A 17,102-nucleotide genomic window follows, 5' to 3' on the forward strand; every position below is an offset into this window, starting at 1 on the left:
GGGGACATTTAAAATGAGCGACTGGATGATTTCAGTAATCGAACAATATGGATACATAGGAATCGCGTTCATGATTTTTATTGAGAACGTATTTCCGCCAATCCCTTCTGAAGTTGTTTTATTGTTTGGCGGTTTTTTTGCTGTGAAGACGAACCTTTCAATTATACTAGTCGTCGTAGCCTCAACGACCGGAGCTATACTTGGAGCAATTCTGTTATATGGAATGGGTCTATTATTCGATGTTGAACAGATTGAGAAATGGACGAAGCGATACGGAAAGTGGTTGCGTCTTGATATAGAGGATGTCAAAAAAGCAGATGCCTGGTTTGACCGATACGGGGGATGGATGGTGTTCTTTGGGCGATTGATGCCTGTCGTCCGAAGTCTCATTTCAATACCTGCGGGGATGTCGAATATGCCGTTTTTGAAATTTTTACTCCTCAGTACTGTGGGGACAGCCATTTGGAACACGATTCTCATATTGATAGGAATGAAGGTAGGGGAGAACTGGAAAGAAATTCTCACGTATCTTGATGCTTATTCCTACACGATTTACGGTCTGTTGCTGATCGGTATGGTAGGATACCTGATCTGGCGAAAAAAACGTCAACATAAAAAGACGGTAAAAGATTAACGGAGACGATAAAACAGGCGGACCGAGTCACGGTTCGCCTGTTCACTCTTATTCTTTTTTCTTGTCCGGCAATACTTTCGTGAGTGTCCGTTCCGTCTTTTCTGCCAAATATTCTGAGAAACGGAATAAGATGATCCCGATAATAGCGGATACAAAAATATAGAGACCGACAAACAAGTTGATGGCTCCGTTCGAAAGCGCGGTAAATAATATAGAGAATTCGCCACGTGGAGCGAGCGAAAATCCGGCCTCGTTGGCCTGGATTCGTGTCAGACCGTATATTCTTCCACCGACACGACCAACAATCCACTTCGATAAGACGCCCCACACAATCAGGACGAAGAATAGGGCGTTTACGATGACACCTTCCTCTAGATTGATTGAGATGCCAAATGAGATAAAGAAGATGGGTAAAAATAAGTCGCGAACCGGTACAGTCAATCGCTTGAGCGGTCTGACGTCGTGGATGTCCGCTAACATGATTCCAGCAATGAACGCACCTAAAATTTCGGACAAGCCAAACATCATCCCGATTCCGGCGAAAAAGAGAATAAGTCCGATTAAACCGATACTAGCATCATCCTGCCTAAGTAAATGCTTAGAAAACTTTTGCTGTCTAGATACGAAGTTCGATCCAATGAACAGCAGTACCCCGAATATGAGAAATCCTGTGAATACTCTTCCGATGTCACTCAGGGCCACCGGTTCCTCTTGAATAATGAAAGGTGCAATCGTTAGTAATAGCGGTGCAAAAATATCCTCGAATATGAGTAAAGCGAGAACAAAGTCTTTAATATCTTCATGTTTTTCGGAATGGCGCTCAAGTAGCTTCGCCGAGATGGAAGAACTTGTCGCATACAATACGGCGCCGATTAAAAAAGCACGAGGGAAATCCAAACCAAACAGTAAGGCAATCCCAAATGAGACACCGAACGAGAGGATGATGTCAAGGACTCCTGCTTTCCATACTTTACGCATCCGTTTCCATAGCTGACGTAGGGGAAACTTAAGACCAAGCAAGAAAAACAAGAGGACGATTCCGATTTCACCCGCGACTTTGAATACCTCGTTTCCATCCCAGAAAAATCCAACGCCTACCCCGATGGCGATAAACGCCAAAATGCTAGGGAAGTATAGGCGTTCAATCAGAAGGCTGAATACGGAAATCAGAGTGAGCGACAATCCGAGCAACACGATGATGTTTAATCCATCCATAAGTCATCTCCTTTAACGATGGGGTTCAACTGTTTGCTTGATTCCACTGATACTCCATCCCTACGGATTCAGGTCTTGAGTAATCAAAGCCGAACTGTCGATATAATCCATCTGCAGGGATATCCGCAATCAGACTGATGATGGCTGTTTCGTCTGCTTCAGTTAAAATCCAATCCATCATATGCTCCATAATCAACTTTCCGAGACCGAGTCCTTGGCACTCAGGGTCTACGACAATATCAACTAAATGAAAGACCATTCCGCCGTCACCTACGACACGCCCCATCCCCACAATCTCATCATCTAAGTATAAACAGATCCCAAAAAGCGTATTCTTAAGTCCTTTGACCGTACTTTCATCAGACCGACGAGGCATTCCTGCCTTGACGCGCAACGCTTGATGCTGTTCCGGTGTTGGCGTTTCGACCTTTACTGTGACTTCATTGACCATACTAAAATCCCCCTCAACACAAGTTAATTTTACTTTCCCGATATATTGAATGAGTAAACCTTGATTTCTAAAAACGGCTGTCTGCATAATGAGAGAGGAGATAGGGGGAATAGCAGATGTTAAACGGTCAATCACTCTTGCCGGCGATACGGGACATGCGTGATTTAGAACGCTTTTTATCAAGTGATCTCGAATTAGGCGTGTTATTGGAAATTCATATGAGTCGATTGGAATCCATCTTTAAATTACTGGGGAGCCATCACAAAAAGGTATTCATTCATATGGATCTGATACAAGGAATGAAAGCGGATGAATTCGCGACTGAATATATATGTCAAACATATAAACCGTTTGGCATTATCTCGACGAAAGGAAACGTAATCGTGAAGGCGAAGCAAAAAGGTGTCGTGACCGTACAACGCTTGTTTTTAATTGATTCACTCTCACTTGAAAAGAGTATTCGTCATATTGAACGTTCAAAACCGGACTATATCGAAGTATTACCTGGAATTGTGCCGAAATATATACAGCGTGTTCATGAAAGGACAGGCATTCCGGTATTCGCAGGCGGCCTAATCGAGACAGCGGAAGAAGTTCAAGCAGCTCTTGATGCGGGAGCGAGTGTTGTTACGACCTCAAATCGAAAACTATGGTCCGACTAATCAGGATTTGGGTATACAGTCCTTTAGGAGGGATGAATGATGAAAGACGTGATGATTGTAACAGGTGTTAGTCAAGGTATTGGTTATGCGATTGCTCAAACTTTCGTAAATCAGTATGAAGTGATTGGGCTAGACATTGGAGAAGACCCAAACGTTGAAGGTATACATTTTTATCAGGTTGACCTCGGTGACAAGTCTGAACTCAAGCGTGTCTTCGAAGAGATTTATAACCAATTTGGTCGAGCCCATGTCTTGATTAATAATGGAGGCATCGCTTCACTGATCAAGCCGATTGATGAACTCGAGGTTGACACGTTTAAACGAGTCATCGATGTCAATTTAGTCGGGACATTTAGTTGTTCAAAATACTTTTTAGAACTGAATAAAGATGAGTCGTACGGAAGAATCGTCAATATGGCTTCAACAAGAGCATCGCAAAACGAACCTCACTGGGATGCATATGGGGCTTCAAAAGGTGGAATCGTCAGTCTAACGTACTCGCTAGCCATCTCATTGAGCGACCGACCGATTACAGTAAATGCGATCAGCCCGGGGTGGATTCACACGTCTGATGAGTCGTTACGTGAGATCGATCATGAACAACATCCATCAGGTCGTGTCGGTGAACCGGAAGATATCGTCCGTGCGGTGCGCTATTTGATTGACCGACAAAATGATTTTGTGAATGGACAAAACCTCATTGTTGATGGTGGTATGACGAAGAAGATGATATATGAAGAGTGATGAGACTTTTCACCTAATACCACTTTGTTTTTTAGGTTAATTATGCCTAATTTCGGGTAATAGATATTGGAGCTTTTATCCGAAAGAAGGGGGTACATGATATGAACCCGCTCATAGAAGAGGCCATTCGCTTTTCGTCTATACGTCACGGAGGACAGGATTGTAATGGTTCATCCATTCCATATTTGTCTCATCCCTTTTCGGTTGCTTTGCTACTCGAAACAGATCAACAACCACCGGCTGTCGTTGTAGCAGGTCTACTCCATGATGTGATAGAGAAGACCAATACGGAACCGCACGAAATTTTATCAAAGTTTGGTCCTGATGTACTTCGCCTCGTTCTTGCGGTCTCAGAGGGAATTCGAGACTTGACCTGGGAACAACGAAAGCAAATGACCCTTCAACGCCTGTCAACGCTTCAATTCGATGAAGTTGCTCTGTTCGTGGCGGACAAGCTACATAATCTCCGTTCCATTCGCTATGATTTAGAAATGGAAGGGATGAAGGTGTGGCAACGCTTCGAACGTCCGATGAGAGACCAATCTTGGTATTATCATGAGTTGTTGTTAGCGCTTGAACCATTTCGGAGCTCGACGGATTTGATTGGTTTATATGAACAAGAACTTCATTTGTTATTTTATGGTGAGAAGAATGCGAAGGATCGAAAAGTAAGACAATTACTCGAATCGATTGTCATTAATTTCGATGAGGACATCTGGATCCAGGAAGCGGCACCGCTTTGCCAGACCGCGTATGAATTAAGAGAAATCGTTGGACGTGAGACATGTGGTGAAGAAGAAGTTGCACGTTTCAGACAGCAACTGTACCAATCCGGTTGGCCGGAACTTTCGTCACCATCAACGCTTGCTGGCTTGAAGGAACTCAGTTATCGCACTGCACTTGATGTGAAGGATTTAGTCATTCTCATGCGTCACTCGATTGTCAACTAGATTTGTTCATGCTATAGTCAAATGGAAGATAAAAAGGGGAGTAGCGACCACATATGTGGTCGATGGGTCGTCATTACAGTGCGTCTGCACTCGGTCCATCGAGCTTTTACAAGTACGCAAGACCTTTTTATGGGCGTTTTTGTCGTCCATAAAAAGGTCTTTTTTGTTTATCCAAGGAGGAGAAAAAATGGTATTTGTTTATTTTTTATTAGCTGCGGCTATTACGGTCTTTGCCGCGATTAAATTATCCACTTACGCCGATGTCATGACAGAGAAGTCGAAAATGGGTGGGATGCTCATCGGAACCGTCCTATTGGCAGGGGCGACGTCGTTACCTGAAGTGACGACGAGTATTTCGGCCGTCATGATTAATAACCCCGATATCGCGATTGGGAATATGCTCGGGTCCAACTTATTCAATATTTTCATCTTGGCGATGTTCGACTTATATTTCCGTCAAAAACAACTGTTTAACTATGCGAGCCGGGACCATTTATATACGGCGGGGCTCGGCTTATTATTGACCTTCACGACATTGGTTGCTTTGATCGTCCGTGTTGATATGACGTTCATGGGAATCGGAATCGACGCGCTCTTGATTGCCATTCTCTATGCGATTGGAATTTACTATATCGGTAAGCAGCCGAAAGATCCGGTCGCTGAACAAGAAGTGGAGGAAGAAGTTGTCGTCAGTAAATATGAAGACATCACGTTAAAACGGGCAGTCGTTGGTTTTCTGATTGCTGCTATCATGATTATGGCAGCAGGTACAGCCCTATCGATTACAGGAGATCAGATTGCCGTCGTCACGGGACTCGGTTCAAGTTTTGTCGGAAGCTTTTTAATCGCCGCATCAACATCGTTACCAGAAGCAGTCGCTGTCTTCATGGCACTTAAACTTCGAAACGTAAACTTAGCGTTCGGTTCGATTCTCGGTAGCAATATTTTTAACATGCTCATCATCGCTATGTCAGATGTATTCTATCGCAACGGTTCGATTTTGGCAGATGTCTCGACGTCTCATCTCGTCTCTGCGGTCGGAATCACGATTCTGTCCATCCTTGTTATGTATAGTGTGCTCCGTCAAAATGTCACGTCGAAAGTTCGGTATGCGATACCTTCACTACTCGTCTTAGTCGTTTATTTTGTTTCTTCCTATTTGATTTTCATCGGATGATTTTGTAGCATCAGCCTCGTGCTGATGCTTTTTCTGTTGGCATGCGAATCCGTTCCTTCGGGTATAAGGGAAGGGAGAGGAGGGGTGGCGATGCAAATGCATAAAGTAGAAGCACGTCAAGCGTATACGATTTTAATTCCTGCCTATAACCCTGATGGTGCACTCGTCACACTCGTTGAGAAGTTGAGAGCAAATGGATTTTTATCGATTATCGTCGTCGATGACGGTAGCGGTGCTTCAGCACAATCGACCTTTGATGCAGTGACACCTTTAGTTGATCAAGTATTGACCCATGATCAGAATCAAGGGAAAGGGGCTGCTTTGAAGACAGGATTACAATATATTGTAAATAAGTATCCTGATCATTTAGGGGTCATCACAGTCGATGCCGATGGACAGCACCTGCCTGAAGATGTTGTCAACGTATATGAGGAAGGTGTGAATAAGCCACACCATCTCATCATGGGATGTCGTGATTTTAGTGGGGAGGAGATTCCGTTTCGAAGTCGATTTGGGAATCAGGCGACACGGCTCGTTATGTTGATTGGGAGCGGATTAAAACTGAAAGATACACAGACCGGGTTACGCGCCATCCCGATGCGATACGCGAGACAATTATTGGACATTCCGGGAAGTCGATACGAGTTTGAGATGAATATGCTCACGTTCACAAAACGGCTACAGGTGCCCATTCAACAAACGACCATTCAGACGGTTTACGAGAACGAAAATGATTCATCTCATTTCAGACCGGTACTCGACTCGATTTTGATTTACCGGATGTTCTTGATGTATTCGATATCGTCAGTCGCTTCGTTCCTTGTCGATGTTGGAGTATATGCAGTCTTCATCTATTTATTATCCCCGTACTTCGATACAGCCCATGTCATCGTTGCAACGGTACTCGCACGAGTCATTTCCTCTCTATTCAATTATTTTGTCAATCGAAAAGTAGTCTTCCATTCGAAGGCACGTCGATCACTTTCCAAGTATTTTGGACTCGTCGTTCTCCAAATGGCGATCTCGGCACTATTGGTTTATCTTCTGTTTCTCCTATTTAGACAAGGAGAAGTCGTCTTGAAAATTATCGTGGATAGCTTTCTCTTTTTCATCAGTTATTATGTTCAAAAACGATGGATTTTTAAAAAATAACCGGTCATGATTTCATGACCGGTTTAATATGCGAGCGTTCCCGTTTTGACGGACGTATAGCGATGTAACTCTTTCGGATTCGTAATACTTGTCTTGTGCATCATATCACGCATGAGTAGGGCGCATACGCGAGCATCTTCCGCGGCATCATGGTGAAGAAATGGTACATTCAAATACTCGGCCATCGTGTTCAACTTATGGTTTGGTAACCCGGGATATAGTTTGCGTGACAGTTTGACGGTGCAGCCGTACTCGATTGTAGGGAAATCGAATAAATCATATTTCACAATCGCCTTTCTCAAGGCACCCATATCAAATGAGGCGTTATGTGCGATGACGAGGTCCACTTCCCGTAAAATCGGGTAAAGAGAGGAAAGTACTTCTGGTAATGCCGGCGCATCCCAAACGTCACTCGGACGAATACCATGAACGCGGACGTTGCGCATATCGAATTCTTCTTCCGGGTTGACGAGTCGTTGATCGGTTTCGACGACTTCTCCATTCTCAAGAATGCTCCATCCGACAGAACAGATGCTGCGACTGTCGCGGTTCGCGGTTTCGACATCAAGAGCGAAAATTGAATATTGCATGGTCCACCTTCTTTCTAAGCAATAAAAAAAGTCTAACAGAAAGTTAGACGAATGTCGTGTTTAGGCAGCGACGAGTGTACGGCAAGCTTCCGAACAACGCTCACACGCTTTCGCACAAGCCTGACAATGGTCATGCAGATGGCGGCCACATTCGACGGCACATGTGTCGCATATTTGGGCACATAGAGAGAGAATTGGTTTAGAAAATGCGGAGTCTGATTCTAAGGCGTTTAAAGCTAGCGTACAAATGTCAGAACATTCCCTAGTTAGTCGGATGCATTCGGTGAACATGTGTAAATCCTCTTCTTGTAAACTTTTTGAGAAACAGTGGTTGCAAGCCCGTAAGCATTCAATCACGCTCGTCAATGTTTCTTCTACAGATGTGCGTTCCATCGGAAGTCCCCCTTGTATGAAAAGTCTATCTACCATTACCCGTTCACTAAGTGGTTGAATCGCACCAGGTCAATAAAAAAGTCACACCTCATCCGAGATGTGACAAATTAATGGAGCATAGGGGGCTCGAACCCCTGACCTCTACGCTGCCAGCGTAGCGCTCTCCCAGCTGAGCTAATGCCCCGTTTGAAATCATTATATCATCCTAGTATTCGCTATGGCAATTCTCTTTTTCATTTTAGGTTTATAAAATTAAAAGCCTGGGAATTTCATGTTAGACGTTATATTAAGAAAGCAGGTGTGCTCTATGGAAATGATTCTTTTGGCACTCTTACCGGCACTCATGTGGGGAAGTATTCCGCTCATCGTGTCGAAGGTGGGAGGCAAACCGATTCAGCAATTGATCGGAACGACCATCGGGGCGATGATCATGGCGGCAATGATTGCCCTCGTCTTCCGACCGGAGTTCACGACACTCGCCATCGTGACCGGATTTATCTCAGGGGCGTTTTGGGCGCTCGGTCAATACTTACAGTTTCAATCATTCCAAATCTTAAGTGTCTCGAAGGCGATGCCGATCAGTACGGGCATGCAGCTCGTCGGGACGTCTCTCTTTGGAGTCATCGTTCTCGGAGACTGGCAGACGACGACGGAGCTATGGTTAGGGTTCTCGGCGCTCGTCTTGATCATCATCGGGGCGACGATGACTTCGTATCAACAGAAAAAAGACAAAGATAGTGCCGGCGCCTTGAAAAAGGGACTACTCGTCCTATTCGTTTCGAGTATCGGTTACGTCACGTATGCCGTCTTGACGAACTACTTTGAAGTAGAAGGGATCACCGCAATCCTCCCGCAGTCGGTCGGGATGTTCATCGCAGCCCTTCTCTTTAGTCTTCGTGAGAAAGACGTCAAGAAACTAGATCCGCGTATGTTCAAAAACATCTTGGCGGGGCTTGCCTGGGGGATCGGGAACTTTGGACTTTTCGTCTCGAGCGGAGAAGTCGGGATTGCGACCTCGTTCGCCTTGTCCCAATTGAACGTCGTTGTGGCGACACTCGGTGGTATCTACCTCTTGAAAGAAGAGAAGACGACAAAAGAACGTGTCTTTGTCTTTATGGGAATTGGTTTGATTGTCGTTGCCGGATTTATGCTTGGGATTGCCAAGAGTTAATTTTCAATTATGGACTGAAAAGAACCTTGAATGCGCACTCGTGCTAGAGTGCCATTCAGGGTTTTTGTTTTGAGTAAATTTTAATCGTTGAAAGGAGAGCAGGAGAAGATGTAATCGATAGGGAAGTAATCCCATGTTGCGTTCGTTATATTGGACGTGCAACGCATTCGTGATTGATCAGAAATTTGTAGAATAAAGGGGAAACGAATCATGGAATCAATTGTAGTGACGATATCAGCTCTCGTCGATGCACCAATCGACACAGTATGGAAACTCTGGACAGACCCTGACCATATCAAACAGTGGAATCATGCGTCTGACGATTGGCATACGATCGAAGCGGAGAACGACTTACGGGTCGGCGGGAAGTTTCGTAGTCGGATGGAAGCAAAAGATCAGAGCATGGGCTTTGATTTTGAAGGAGTATATGAAGAAGTTGAAGTAAATGAGCTCATTCAGTATCGCCTTGAGGATGAACGGAGAGTCAGAATTTCATTTGCTTCAGAAGGGGATCAGACGAAGATGGTCGAGGTGTTTGATGCGGAATCGATGAATCCGGTTGAAATGCAACGACAAGGCTGGCAGGCGATTCTCGACAATTTCACTCGATATGCGAATGGGAAGAGTGTATAAAAGATAAACGGAGGCTTTGAACAGCAGGTCGCTTTTCAATTAAAGTGGACGCTGCTGTTTGTCATGTTAGGCTAAATGATTGTCTTAGTGCGAGACGAAAATGAGTTAAAGGTGCTGGCTATATGTATGACTACACGTTACTAGAGAGATTTCTATTTCGATTTCCTTCCTTCAATCATCAGAAAATGAAATTAGAGTTGGATCGGAAAACGATATTGATTACTGGAGCGAGCTCAGGAATCGGGCAGGCGTTCGCTTATTTACTAGCGGATACTACCGCGCATCTAATTCTCGTAGCGCGGAGAGAAGCAGACATGAACGTCATAAAGTCTGAAATCGAAAAGGGGTCAGCCAAGGTGACTGTGTTCCCGGCAGATCTTCGAAATGAAGAGGAACGGAAAGGATTGCTGGCGTATCTCCATCAACTACCGGACGGATTGGATATTGTCGTCAGCAATGCAGGAATCTCCATCAATCGCCCCATCACCGAGTCGCTCGATCGGTACCATGACTTCACACGGACGATGGCAATCAATTATTTTGCTCCGGTACAATTGATCCTATCGCTCATTCCGGTGCTCGAAAAGAAGAACGGACAGGTTGTCAATGTGTCGACCATCAATGTATTACTTCATCCTTTTCCTCACTGGGCGGCCTATCAGGCATCAAAAGCCGCGTTCGATACGTGGTTTCGCTCTGTGGGTCCGGAACTCACAATCAAAAATATTTCCACGACGACTCTATATCTACCGCTAGTGAAAACTCCGATGATTAAACCGACGCTGGCTTATCAGCATTCGCCTGCCATGTCACCGGTACATGTGGCGGAACTGATTGGACATGCCCTGTATACGAAACGAACAGTATATAAGCCGTGGTGGTTGTTCCTCGGTCAAGTAGCGTCTCTTGTTTTCAGAAGACTGATAGACTGGATGGTCCCTACATTACTTAAGAGAAAGGAGCGTGACAGTAAGAATGGTTAAGTTATTGAAAGTCTTGTCGCAGCTCCATTTTCTATCACCATCGAACCTAGGCCGTCTGTTCGTCGCAATCCGTCAAAACGGAATCAACTTGATGCTTCTTTTTACATTGACGGAAAAAGCAGGGAGTCAAAATACGGCTTTAGTGGATAGTCGAGAAACAGTGACATATCAGGAGCTAAAGACAAGATGTGAACACCTTGCTTATCATTTGGCTGAGCAGTATGGGGTTAAAAAAGGACATAAAGTAGCGTTTCTTTGTAAAAACCACGCGTCTTTCGTACAAGGGATGTTTGCGGCCTCACGACTCGGTGCAGACATCTATATGCTCCATTGTTCGATGAGTCAACTGCACTTCAACCGGCTCGTAGAAGAACAATCATTCAATCTTTTGATTTACGATGAGGAGTTCGAAGACTTAATTGAAAACTCGTCTTACGAACATTCGACCCTCGTCAGCTATCATGAGGAAAAGATATCAATCAATCGTTTATCGGATTCGAAACGACCTCATCAAGGAAAGCTTCCGGCCGCATCGAGCGGGAAAATCGTGATGTTGACCGGTGGCACTACGGGTAGTCCGAAACAGGTGATTCACAAACCATCCCTCTTTCACTTTCTAGCTCCATTCACGGCTTTATTGAACCGATTGAAGTTGCCGTCATTCAACACTGCCTATATTGCCACGCCGATTTACCATGGCTACGGCCTCGCCATTCTTTTATCTTTTCTAGCGCTAGGGAAAAAGGTTGTCATTCAGGAGAACTTTGATGTGCAGAGAGCCTGTGACCTCATTCGGCAACACAAGATAGAAGTGGTCACGGTCGTCCCGCTCATGATCCACAAAATGTTACGACACGATCCAACATCACTTCATTCCCTCGCATGTATCGCGTCCGGTGGTGCGAAGCTTCATCCCGTTTTAGTCCGTGAAGTCCATAACGAGTTAGGGAGCGTCTTATACAATCTCTATGGGACATCGGAAGCGGGCTTAAATCTCATCGCCACGCCAGAAGATTTACAGTATGATGCGAATACGCTCGGAAGAAGGATTCCGGGAGGAGACTTGCAGATAGTGAAGGATGGGGTGGAAGTCGATCCAGGCGCCATCGGGGAATTTTGCATACGAAATAAGTGGTCCATGCAAAACAGGAAGAACCGCTGGATTCAAACGGGTGATGTCGGATACCGAGATGAGAACGGCTACTATTTTTTGTGTGGACGAACAGATGACTTGATTATCTCGGCAGGAAACAATATTTATCCTGGGGAAGTCGAGACGGTTTTGCGCGACCATCCGAATGTCGAGGACGCTGCCGTCATCGGGGTAGAGGATGTGTACGCCGGTCACATCTTGAAGGCATATATACAGGTGTATGATGAAGTAATGCCAGAAGAGGCATTATTGAGTTGGTTGCGCGAACGAGTGACAACATATCAGCTTCCACGAGAAATCGTGTTTGTGAAGGAGTTGCCTTATACAGAGGTTGGAAAGTTAGACAGAAAACGACTTAAAACGATCACTCGTGCAGATGAATAGATATTTAGGAGCGAATCAAATAATAAAAGTGGATGGTTTACTTTTTGTTTTTTCGTTTTTAGCCATTGTTTTATGCCATATTTTTTGAATCTCAAGGTAGATGTGATGATCATTCTTTTGACAATCATTACATTATCGTTTATTAAACATGTTGTATCGTTAATAAAGAAGGATAGTTAAATCGTTATGAATCGAAACGTAGTAACCACAGATAGATAATATGATTACTTTTTCAATTTGAATTGTTTGATCCGCCAAATCATCGACGTCATAAAAGCTGCCCATCCACCGAGTACAAGGATATAAATTGCCAAGAAAAACACAAATGCTCCATAGTCTTCGAGCTCTTCGAATGGATTTTGAATGATCATTGGTTCGGATAATATGCCGACCACCATCAATGGAATGAAGAATAGAGAGAAACGTTTCCAAAAATAGTGTTTGTATAGTTGTGAAAATGTCTGCTCCATGATTGTCCCTCCTCAATAAAATTACACTTATTTACATATATGATAGCATATACACAATTGATGTTGGATGATTGGTCTTTATTTTTTAGCCGATTTCAAATGAAAAGAGGGTGGCCGATTCATTCAGCCGCCCTGCAGTCAATTCATTCACTTGTTCCAGTCAGTTCTCCCGTCCCGAACGTCGCGCTGAACGCACGGCACCAGATGACAACTGTGTTGTACTCCTCTAGATACACATCCGCAGGGACCAAATAGTTTTGATTCCCGATATTCCCTTTTAGAGCCCCTAGACTGACGCCTTCGGTCGTCTCTTGACCTGGTTTTGTCAAATAGACAAATAAGTCTGGACCGTTCGTCGTCTCGAACTCTTCAAATCGGAGATATGTCCCGTCTTCTGCCTCGACCGAGCGGATCGTCCCGGTCGTCTCATAATTTTTCTCCCCGTCCATGAACACACCCGCTACTTCGGTTGGACTCGGTTGTGCTTCCGGTGTCTCGGACGTCTCTTGATCTGATTCCTCTTCCTCTGGAGCTGGTGATTCGACAGCTGTCGGCGGCAATCCTTCATCGACCGTCTCGGTTAAGAATAGTGGGGAGATCAGCCACCAGGCGATGGCGATCACGGCTACTCCGATCACACCGATGATGAGTTTCGTACTTGTTTTCATATATGAGTCCTCCTTTTCGGATGTATGAACCATTAGTAGACTTTTCCCGATTATTGGTCTTATAAAAAGACGCGAATGCTAAAATTCGCGTGTGATGACCGTTATACGGTTTCAGTCCACTTCTCCTCGATGAACTCGTCGCGTCCCGAGATGGCCCGGTCCTCCTTATAATGCTTCGGATTTTTTTTATGATAGTCCTGATGGTAGTCTTCTGCAGCGAAGAACGTCGTCGCCGGAATGATTTTCGTGACGATCGGGGCCGTGAAGCGCCCGCTTGCCGCCAACACATCGCGACTCGTCTCAGCAGCGACTCGTTGTTCTTCCGTGTGATAGAAGATAGCTGGGGCATACTGAGGTCCCCGGTCTTGGAATTGACCACCGTCATCGGTCGGGTCTGTCTGAATCCAATACAGTTCAAGGAGACGTTCATACGAGAATAATGCTGGATCATATGTGATTTGAACGACTTCTAAATGACCAGTCGTCCCGGTTTTTACTTGTTCATATGTCGGATTGTCGACTTGTCCACCCATATAGCCGGATACGATGCCTTCAATCCCTGGTAATTCCTCAAATGGTGTCACCATGCACCAAAAACAGCCGCCTGCGAATGTTGCTTTTTCCATTCTGTCGTTCCCTCCAAATCGTCATTCAACAAAAAAGCGCTCACGTCGGATGACATGAGCGCTTTCGTCATATCGTCCAAGGTTTCCCTTGCTGGTCGTAGCACCTTGCCTAAGGCAGGTTGCTGTGAAGTCGCGGAGCCAGATCTCTCGTTCACTCTTGATATCGATATGTAGTTGGTGAGAGCATCATACCACCCTCAAAATACATTCGTCAATGATTCGGTTTTTGTTTCAACTGAAAAACAGTCAAGACGATGATGAATCCAATCAACGCGATGGAAATGAGTGTACCATAAGGCACATTTTCACCGTATAGCTGTAAGAAAAATAGACCGAACACAGCCAGCAACACAAAGACATAGGAGCGTGTCATAGGAACCTCCTGTTTTTTCTTAAGTGTAACAAGAACACATCGACTTGGCGATACGAAAAGGAAATCAGACATAGAGCACGAATAAAGGGGAGAGATAAAGGAGGAATGTATGATGGAACAAATCCAATTACATGAACTGACGATTGAACGTGCACATCGTGGGTATAAAGAAGGACAATTCACGGCGAGAGACGTGACCGCCTATTATTTAGGACGGATTGCAGCGTATAATGAACGGCTTCACGCCGTCATTCAAGTCAATCCGGACGCCCTGTTCGAGGCAGAGGCGGCAGACCGGGCGTACCGAAAAGGAGTACGCAAACCGCTACTCGGTATTCCCGCCTTAATCAAAGACAACATCGAGACGAACGGTCTGATGCGCACGACAGCGGGTGCTGCCGCGATGCGACATCATTTCACCGGTCGAGATGCCGAGCTCGTCAAACGGTTACGGGCTGACGGGGCTATTATCCTTGGGAAAGCGAATCTATCCGAGTGGGCGAACTTTTTAACGGAAGGTATGCCGAACGGATGGAGTGCCGTCGGTGGACAGACGATGAACCCATATGGGGACGTGTTAAATGTCGGGGGATCAAGTTCAGGGTCGGCTTCTGCGGTCGCGGCGAACCTCACTCTTCTTGCGGTAGGGTCCGAGACGAGCGGTTCAATCGTTCATCCGAGTGTTCATAACAGCATCGTCGGGATCAAGCCGACCGTCGGATTGATCAGCCGCTCCGGAATCATTCCGATCTCACGTTCTCAAGATACGGCAGGACCGATGGCGCGTACGCTTCGTGATGCGGTCATCGCCTTACAATCGATGTGTGGTGAGGATGAATCGGATCCGGCGACTCTTGAGACACCGGTCGGCCCCCCTTACGTGACATGTCTCGACGTGAGGCAGGCGGTCGGGATGCGCGTCGGGTTCGTCAAACCAAATATTTCAGACGAAGAAGTCGGATTGTATGAACAGGCAATCCAGTTGCTACGACAAGCCGAAATCGAACTCGTCGAGGTCACGCTGCCGAAGCATGCGGCGCTAGAGCAGGCGGACATCCTGTTCGACGAATTCAAGCTCGGGGTCGCGGCGTATCTCGCGAACACGACAGTGCCATTTAAGACGCTTTCCGATTTGATCGAGTGGAACGCGGAACATCCTGAATCGATCCCGCACGGCCAGACCATCTTTGAAGAGGCGAACGCCCGATCTGGAAAACTGATCGAAGCGAGCTATCTCGACCGTCGCATCGCGGACGTCCGTCTCGCAAAAACAGAAGGGATTGACGCATTGCTTCAAACTCATAAACTGGATGCAATCGTCCTCCCACATGACATGAACTACGACATGGGTGCGAAAGCAGGGCATCCGACGATTACAATCCCTTATCAACTGAAAGAGAGCGGTGCCCCATTCGGCCTCTCGTTCACGGGGACGAGCTACGCGGAGCGTGATTTGATTCGGGTCGCTTATGCGTTCGAACAGTTCATCACACGACCGACGCCTCCAGATTATTCGTAAGTTGCACCCGTCTCTCACGTCCGCTACAATGGTACGTATGCGGATTAGAGAAAGGACAGATTACAATGAAATCATCTATATACGGGTTGACGTTTGATCAGCTCACAAATGAGTGTACGGAAGCGGGATACGGTGCCTTCCACGCACGTCAAGTTTGGGACTCGCTCTACATCAATCGGGTCAAATCGATGGACGACCTCAACGTACGAGACGAGGTGCGCGAGTACTTAACAGAGAAATACGTCATCTCGACTCAAGACCTGTTCGTCAAACAGGAAGCGGGCGACGGAACGGTCAAATTCTTACTTAAATTACATGATGGGCACTACATCGAGACGGTGCTCATGCGTCATAAATACGGTCGTTCGGTCTGTGTGACGACACAGGTCGGATGTAACATCGGCTGTAGCTTCTGTGCTAGCGGGTTGTTGAAGAAGACACGTGACTTGACGGCTGGTGAGGTCGTCGAGCAGATCATGACCGTCCAACATTTCCTTGATGAAGAAGGAGATGGTGATCGCGTCAGCCATATCGTCGTCATGGGAATCGGCGAACCGTTCGACAACTTCGACAACTTGGTCGACTTCTTGCGTGTCGTCAAAGATGAGCGTGGTCTTGCGATCGCTCCGCGTAAGATCAACGTGTCGACGAGTGGGCTCGCGGACAAGATCTACAAGTTCGCAGACCTTGACTTACGCATCAACTTGGCGCTCTCGCTTCATGCGCCGAATGATGAGCTTCGGACACGCATCATGAAAATCAACCGGGCGTTCCCGCTTGATCAACTCATGCCATCGATTCGTTACTACGTCGAGAAGACGAACAAACGAATCACTTTCGAGTATATCCTACTCTCGAAAGTGAACGATTTACCGGAACATGCGGAAGAACTCGCCGACTTGATTGAAGACATCAAAGACAAGTCGTACATCAATTTGATTCCATACAACCCGGTCAACGAGCACATCCAATATGAGCGAAGCACGCCTGAGGACATCATGGCGTTCTACGACATCTTGAAAAAACGTGGCGTCAACACTGGTGTCCGTCTCGAGCACGGGACAGACATCGATGCGGCATGCGGTCAACTCCGCAGTAAGCATATGAACGTCGAAGGCGCGAAGTGAAAAATGGCCTCTCCGAACCTCGGGGAG

The 17,102-nt window shown here is 46.0% G+C and carries 20 protein-coding genes, 1 tRNA gene and 1 riboswitch; of the genes, 12 read left to right on the forward strand and 9 right to left on the reverse strand.

Annotation, left to right across the window (positions count from 1 at the left end; all coding sequences use genetic code 11):
* The first annotated feature begins 13 nt into the window (after nt 1–13).
* A complete protein-coding gene (locus P400_RS0109070) occupies nt 14–634 on the forward strand; it encodes a DedA family protein (protein WP_026825889.1) in 621 nt (206 codons plus the stop codon).
* A 48-nt stretch (nt 635–682) separates the two neighbouring features.
* Here the strand turns inward: P400_RS0109070 and P400_RS0109075 are convergent, their stop codons facing one another.
* Nucleotides 683–1,849: a cation:proton antiporter gene (locus tag P400_RS0109075; protein ID WP_026825890.1), complete on the reverse strand. Its 1,167-nt coding sequence runs from the start codon at nt 1,847–1,849 to the stop codon at nt 683–685.
* 25 nt (nt 1,850–1,874) lie between these two features.
* Complete coding sequence (locus P400_RS0109080; RefSeq protein ID WP_026825891.1) at nt 1,875–2,300, reverse strand: GNAT family N-acetyltransferase; 426 nt, start codon at nt 2,298–2,300, stop codon at nt 1,875–1,877.
* Nucleotides 2,301–2,416: 116 nt separating this feature from the next.
* On the opposite strand from P400_RS0109080, the gene P400_RS0109085 reads away from it, so the two are divergent.
* The 5 genes from P400_RS0109085 (at nt 2,417) to P400_RS0109105 (ending at nt 6,985) form a co-directional block, all read left to right on the forward strand.
* Nucleotides 2,417–2,962, forward strand: coding sequence for a glycerol-3-phosphate responsive antiterminator (locus tag P400_RS0109085; RefSeq protein ID WP_026825892.1), 546 nt, complete (start codon nt 2,417–2,419; stop codon nt 2,960–2,962).
* Nucleotides 2,963–3,001: 39 nt separating this feature from the next.
* Entirely contained in the window at nt 3,002–3,706 is a 705-nt protein-coding gene (locus P400_RS0109090; protein ID WP_034771036.1) for an SDR family NAD(P)-dependent oxidoreductase, read from the forward strand.
* A 101-nt stretch (nt 3,707–3,807) separates the two neighbouring features.
* A complete protein-coding gene (locus P400_RS0109095) occupies nt 3,808–4,656 on the forward strand; it encodes an HD domain-containing protein (RefSeq protein WP_026825894.1) in 849 nt (282 codons plus the stop codon).
* A 187-nt stretch (nt 4,657–4,843) separates the two neighbouring features.
* On the forward strand, nt 4,844–5,833 hold the full coding sequence (locus P400_RS0109100; RefSeq protein WP_026825895.1) for a sodium:calcium antiporter: 990 nt from the start codon (nt 4,844–4,846) through the stop codon (nt 5,831–5,833).
* Nucleotides 5,834–5,923: 90 nt separating this feature from the next.
* Nucleotides 5,924–6,985 carry a bifunctional glycosyltransferase family 2/GtrA family protein gene (locus P400_RS0109105; protein ID WP_051545972.1) on the forward strand — a complete coding sequence of 354 codons (1,062 nt, stop codon included), beginning with the start codon at nt 5,924–5,926 and terminating at the stop codon, nt 6,983–6,985.
* A 23-nt stretch (nt 6,986–7,008) separates the two neighbouring features.
* Here the strand turns inward: P400_RS0109105 and P400_RS0109110 are convergent, their stop codons facing one another.
* The 3 genes from P400_RS0109110 to P400_RS0109115 form a co-directional block, all read right to left on the reverse strand.
* Nucleotides 7,009–7,575, reverse strand: coding sequence for a 3'-5' exonuclease (locus P400_RS0109110; RefSeq protein ID WP_026825897.1), 567 nt, complete (start codon nt 7,573–7,575; stop codon nt 7,009–7,011).
* 60 nt (nt 7,576–7,635) lie between these two features.
* The gene (locus tag P400_RS15535) at nt 7,636–7,968 is read right to left on the reverse strand and encodes a four-helix bundle copper-binding protein (protein ID WP_084483592.1); all 333 of its coding nucleotides are present in this window, start codon (nt 7,966–7,968) and stop codon (nt 7,636–7,638) included.
* A gap of 111 nt (nt 7,969–8,079) precedes the next feature.
* Nucleotides 8,080–8,152, reverse strand: a tRNA-Ala gene (locus P400_RS0109115).
* A gap of 123 nt (nt 8,153–8,275) precedes the next feature.
* Between P400_RS0109115 and P400_RS0109120 the strand changes: the two genes are divergently transcribed.
* The 4 genes from P400_RS0109120 to P400_RS0109135 all read left to right on the forward strand — a co-directional run bounded on the left by P400_RS0109120 (nt 8,276) and on the right by P400_RS0109135 (nt 12,292).
* Nucleotides 8,276–9,139 (forward strand): GRP family sugar transporter, encoded by an 864-nt coding sequence (locus tag P400_RS0109120; RefSeq protein WP_026825898.1) that lies wholly within the window; start codon nt 8,276–8,278, stop codon nt 9,137–9,139.
* A gap of 210 nt (nt 9,140–9,349) precedes the next feature.
* Nucleotides 9,350–9,772, forward strand: a complete 423-nt coding sequence (locus P400_RS0109125; RefSeq protein WP_026825899.1) for an SRPBCC family protein — start codon at nt 9,350–9,352, stop codon at nt 9,770–9,772.
* 197 nt (nt 9,773–9,969) lie between these two features.
* A complete protein-coding gene (locus P400_RS0109130) occupies nt 9,970–10,755 on the forward strand; it encodes an SDR family NAD(P)-dependent oxidoreductase (protein WP_235181842.1) in 786 nt (261 codons plus the stop codon).
* Nucleotides 10,736–12,292 carry an AMP-binding protein gene (locus tag P400_RS0109135; protein WP_235181843.1) on the forward strand — a complete coding sequence of 519 codons (1,557 nt, stop codon included), beginning with the start codon at nt 10,736–10,738 and terminating at the stop codon, nt 12,290–12,292. Before P400_RS0109130 ends, P400_RS0109135 begins: the two co-directional genes overlap by 20 nt.
* A 224-nt stretch (nt 12,293–12,516) precedes the next feature.
* On the opposite strand, the gene P400_RS0109140 is transcribed toward P400_RS0109135, so the two are convergent.
* From P400_RS0109140 to P400_RS15730, 4 genes are all read right to left on the reverse strand, one after another.
* Complete coding sequence (locus P400_RS0109140; protein WP_026825902.1) at nt 12,517–12,762, reverse strand: hypothetical protein; 246 nt, start codon at nt 12,760–12,762, stop codon at nt 12,517–12,519.
* A 143-nt stretch (nt 12,763–12,905) separates the two neighbouring features.
* A complete protein-coding gene (locus P400_RS0109145; RefSeq protein ID WP_026825903.1) occupies nt 12,906–13,430 on the reverse strand; it encodes a DM13 domain-containing protein in 525 nt (174 codons plus the stop codon).
* A gap of 101 nt (nt 13,431–13,531) precedes the next feature.
* On the reverse strand, nt 13,532–14,056 hold the full coding sequence (gene msrA, locus P400_RS0109150; protein ID WP_026825904.1) for a peptide-methionine (S)-S-oxide reductase MsrA: 525 nt from the start codon (nt 14,054–14,056) through the stop codon (nt 13,532–13,534).
* Nucleotides 14,057–14,123: 67 nt separating this feature from the next.
* A riboswitch (SAM riboswitch) is annotated at nt 14,124–14,223 on the reverse strand.
* Nucleotides 14,224–14,267: 44 nt separating this feature from the next.
* Nucleotides 14,268–14,429: a hypothetical protein gene (locus P400_RS15730; RefSeq protein ID WP_026825905.1), complete on the reverse strand. Its 162-nt coding sequence runs from the start codon at nt 14,427–14,429 to the stop codon at nt 14,268–14,270.
* Between the two features lie 112 nt (nt 14,430–14,541).
* On the opposite strand from P400_RS15730, the gene P400_RS0109160 reads away from it, so the two are divergent.
* Complete coding sequence (locus P400_RS0109160) at nt 14,542–15,948, forward strand: amidase family protein (protein WP_235181844.1); 1,407 nt, start codon at nt 14,542–14,544, stop codon at nt 15,946–15,948.
* Between the two features lie 65 nt (nt 15,949–16,013).
* Nucleotides 16,014–17,075: a 23S rRNA (adenine(2503)-C(2))-methyltransferase RlmN gene (gene rlmN, locus P400_RS0109165; RefSeq protein ID WP_026825907.1), complete on the forward strand. Its 1,062-nt coding sequence runs from the start codon at nt 16,014–16,016 to the stop codon at nt 17,073–17,075.
* Nucleotides 17,076–17,102 lie beyond the last annotated feature (27 nt).

This window comes from Exiguobacterium marinum DSM 16307 (assembly GCF_000620845.1).
GTDB classification, from domain to species: domain Bacteria; phylum Bacillota; class Bacilli; order Exiguobacteriales; family Exiguobacteriaceae; genus Exiguobacterium; species Exiguobacterium marinum.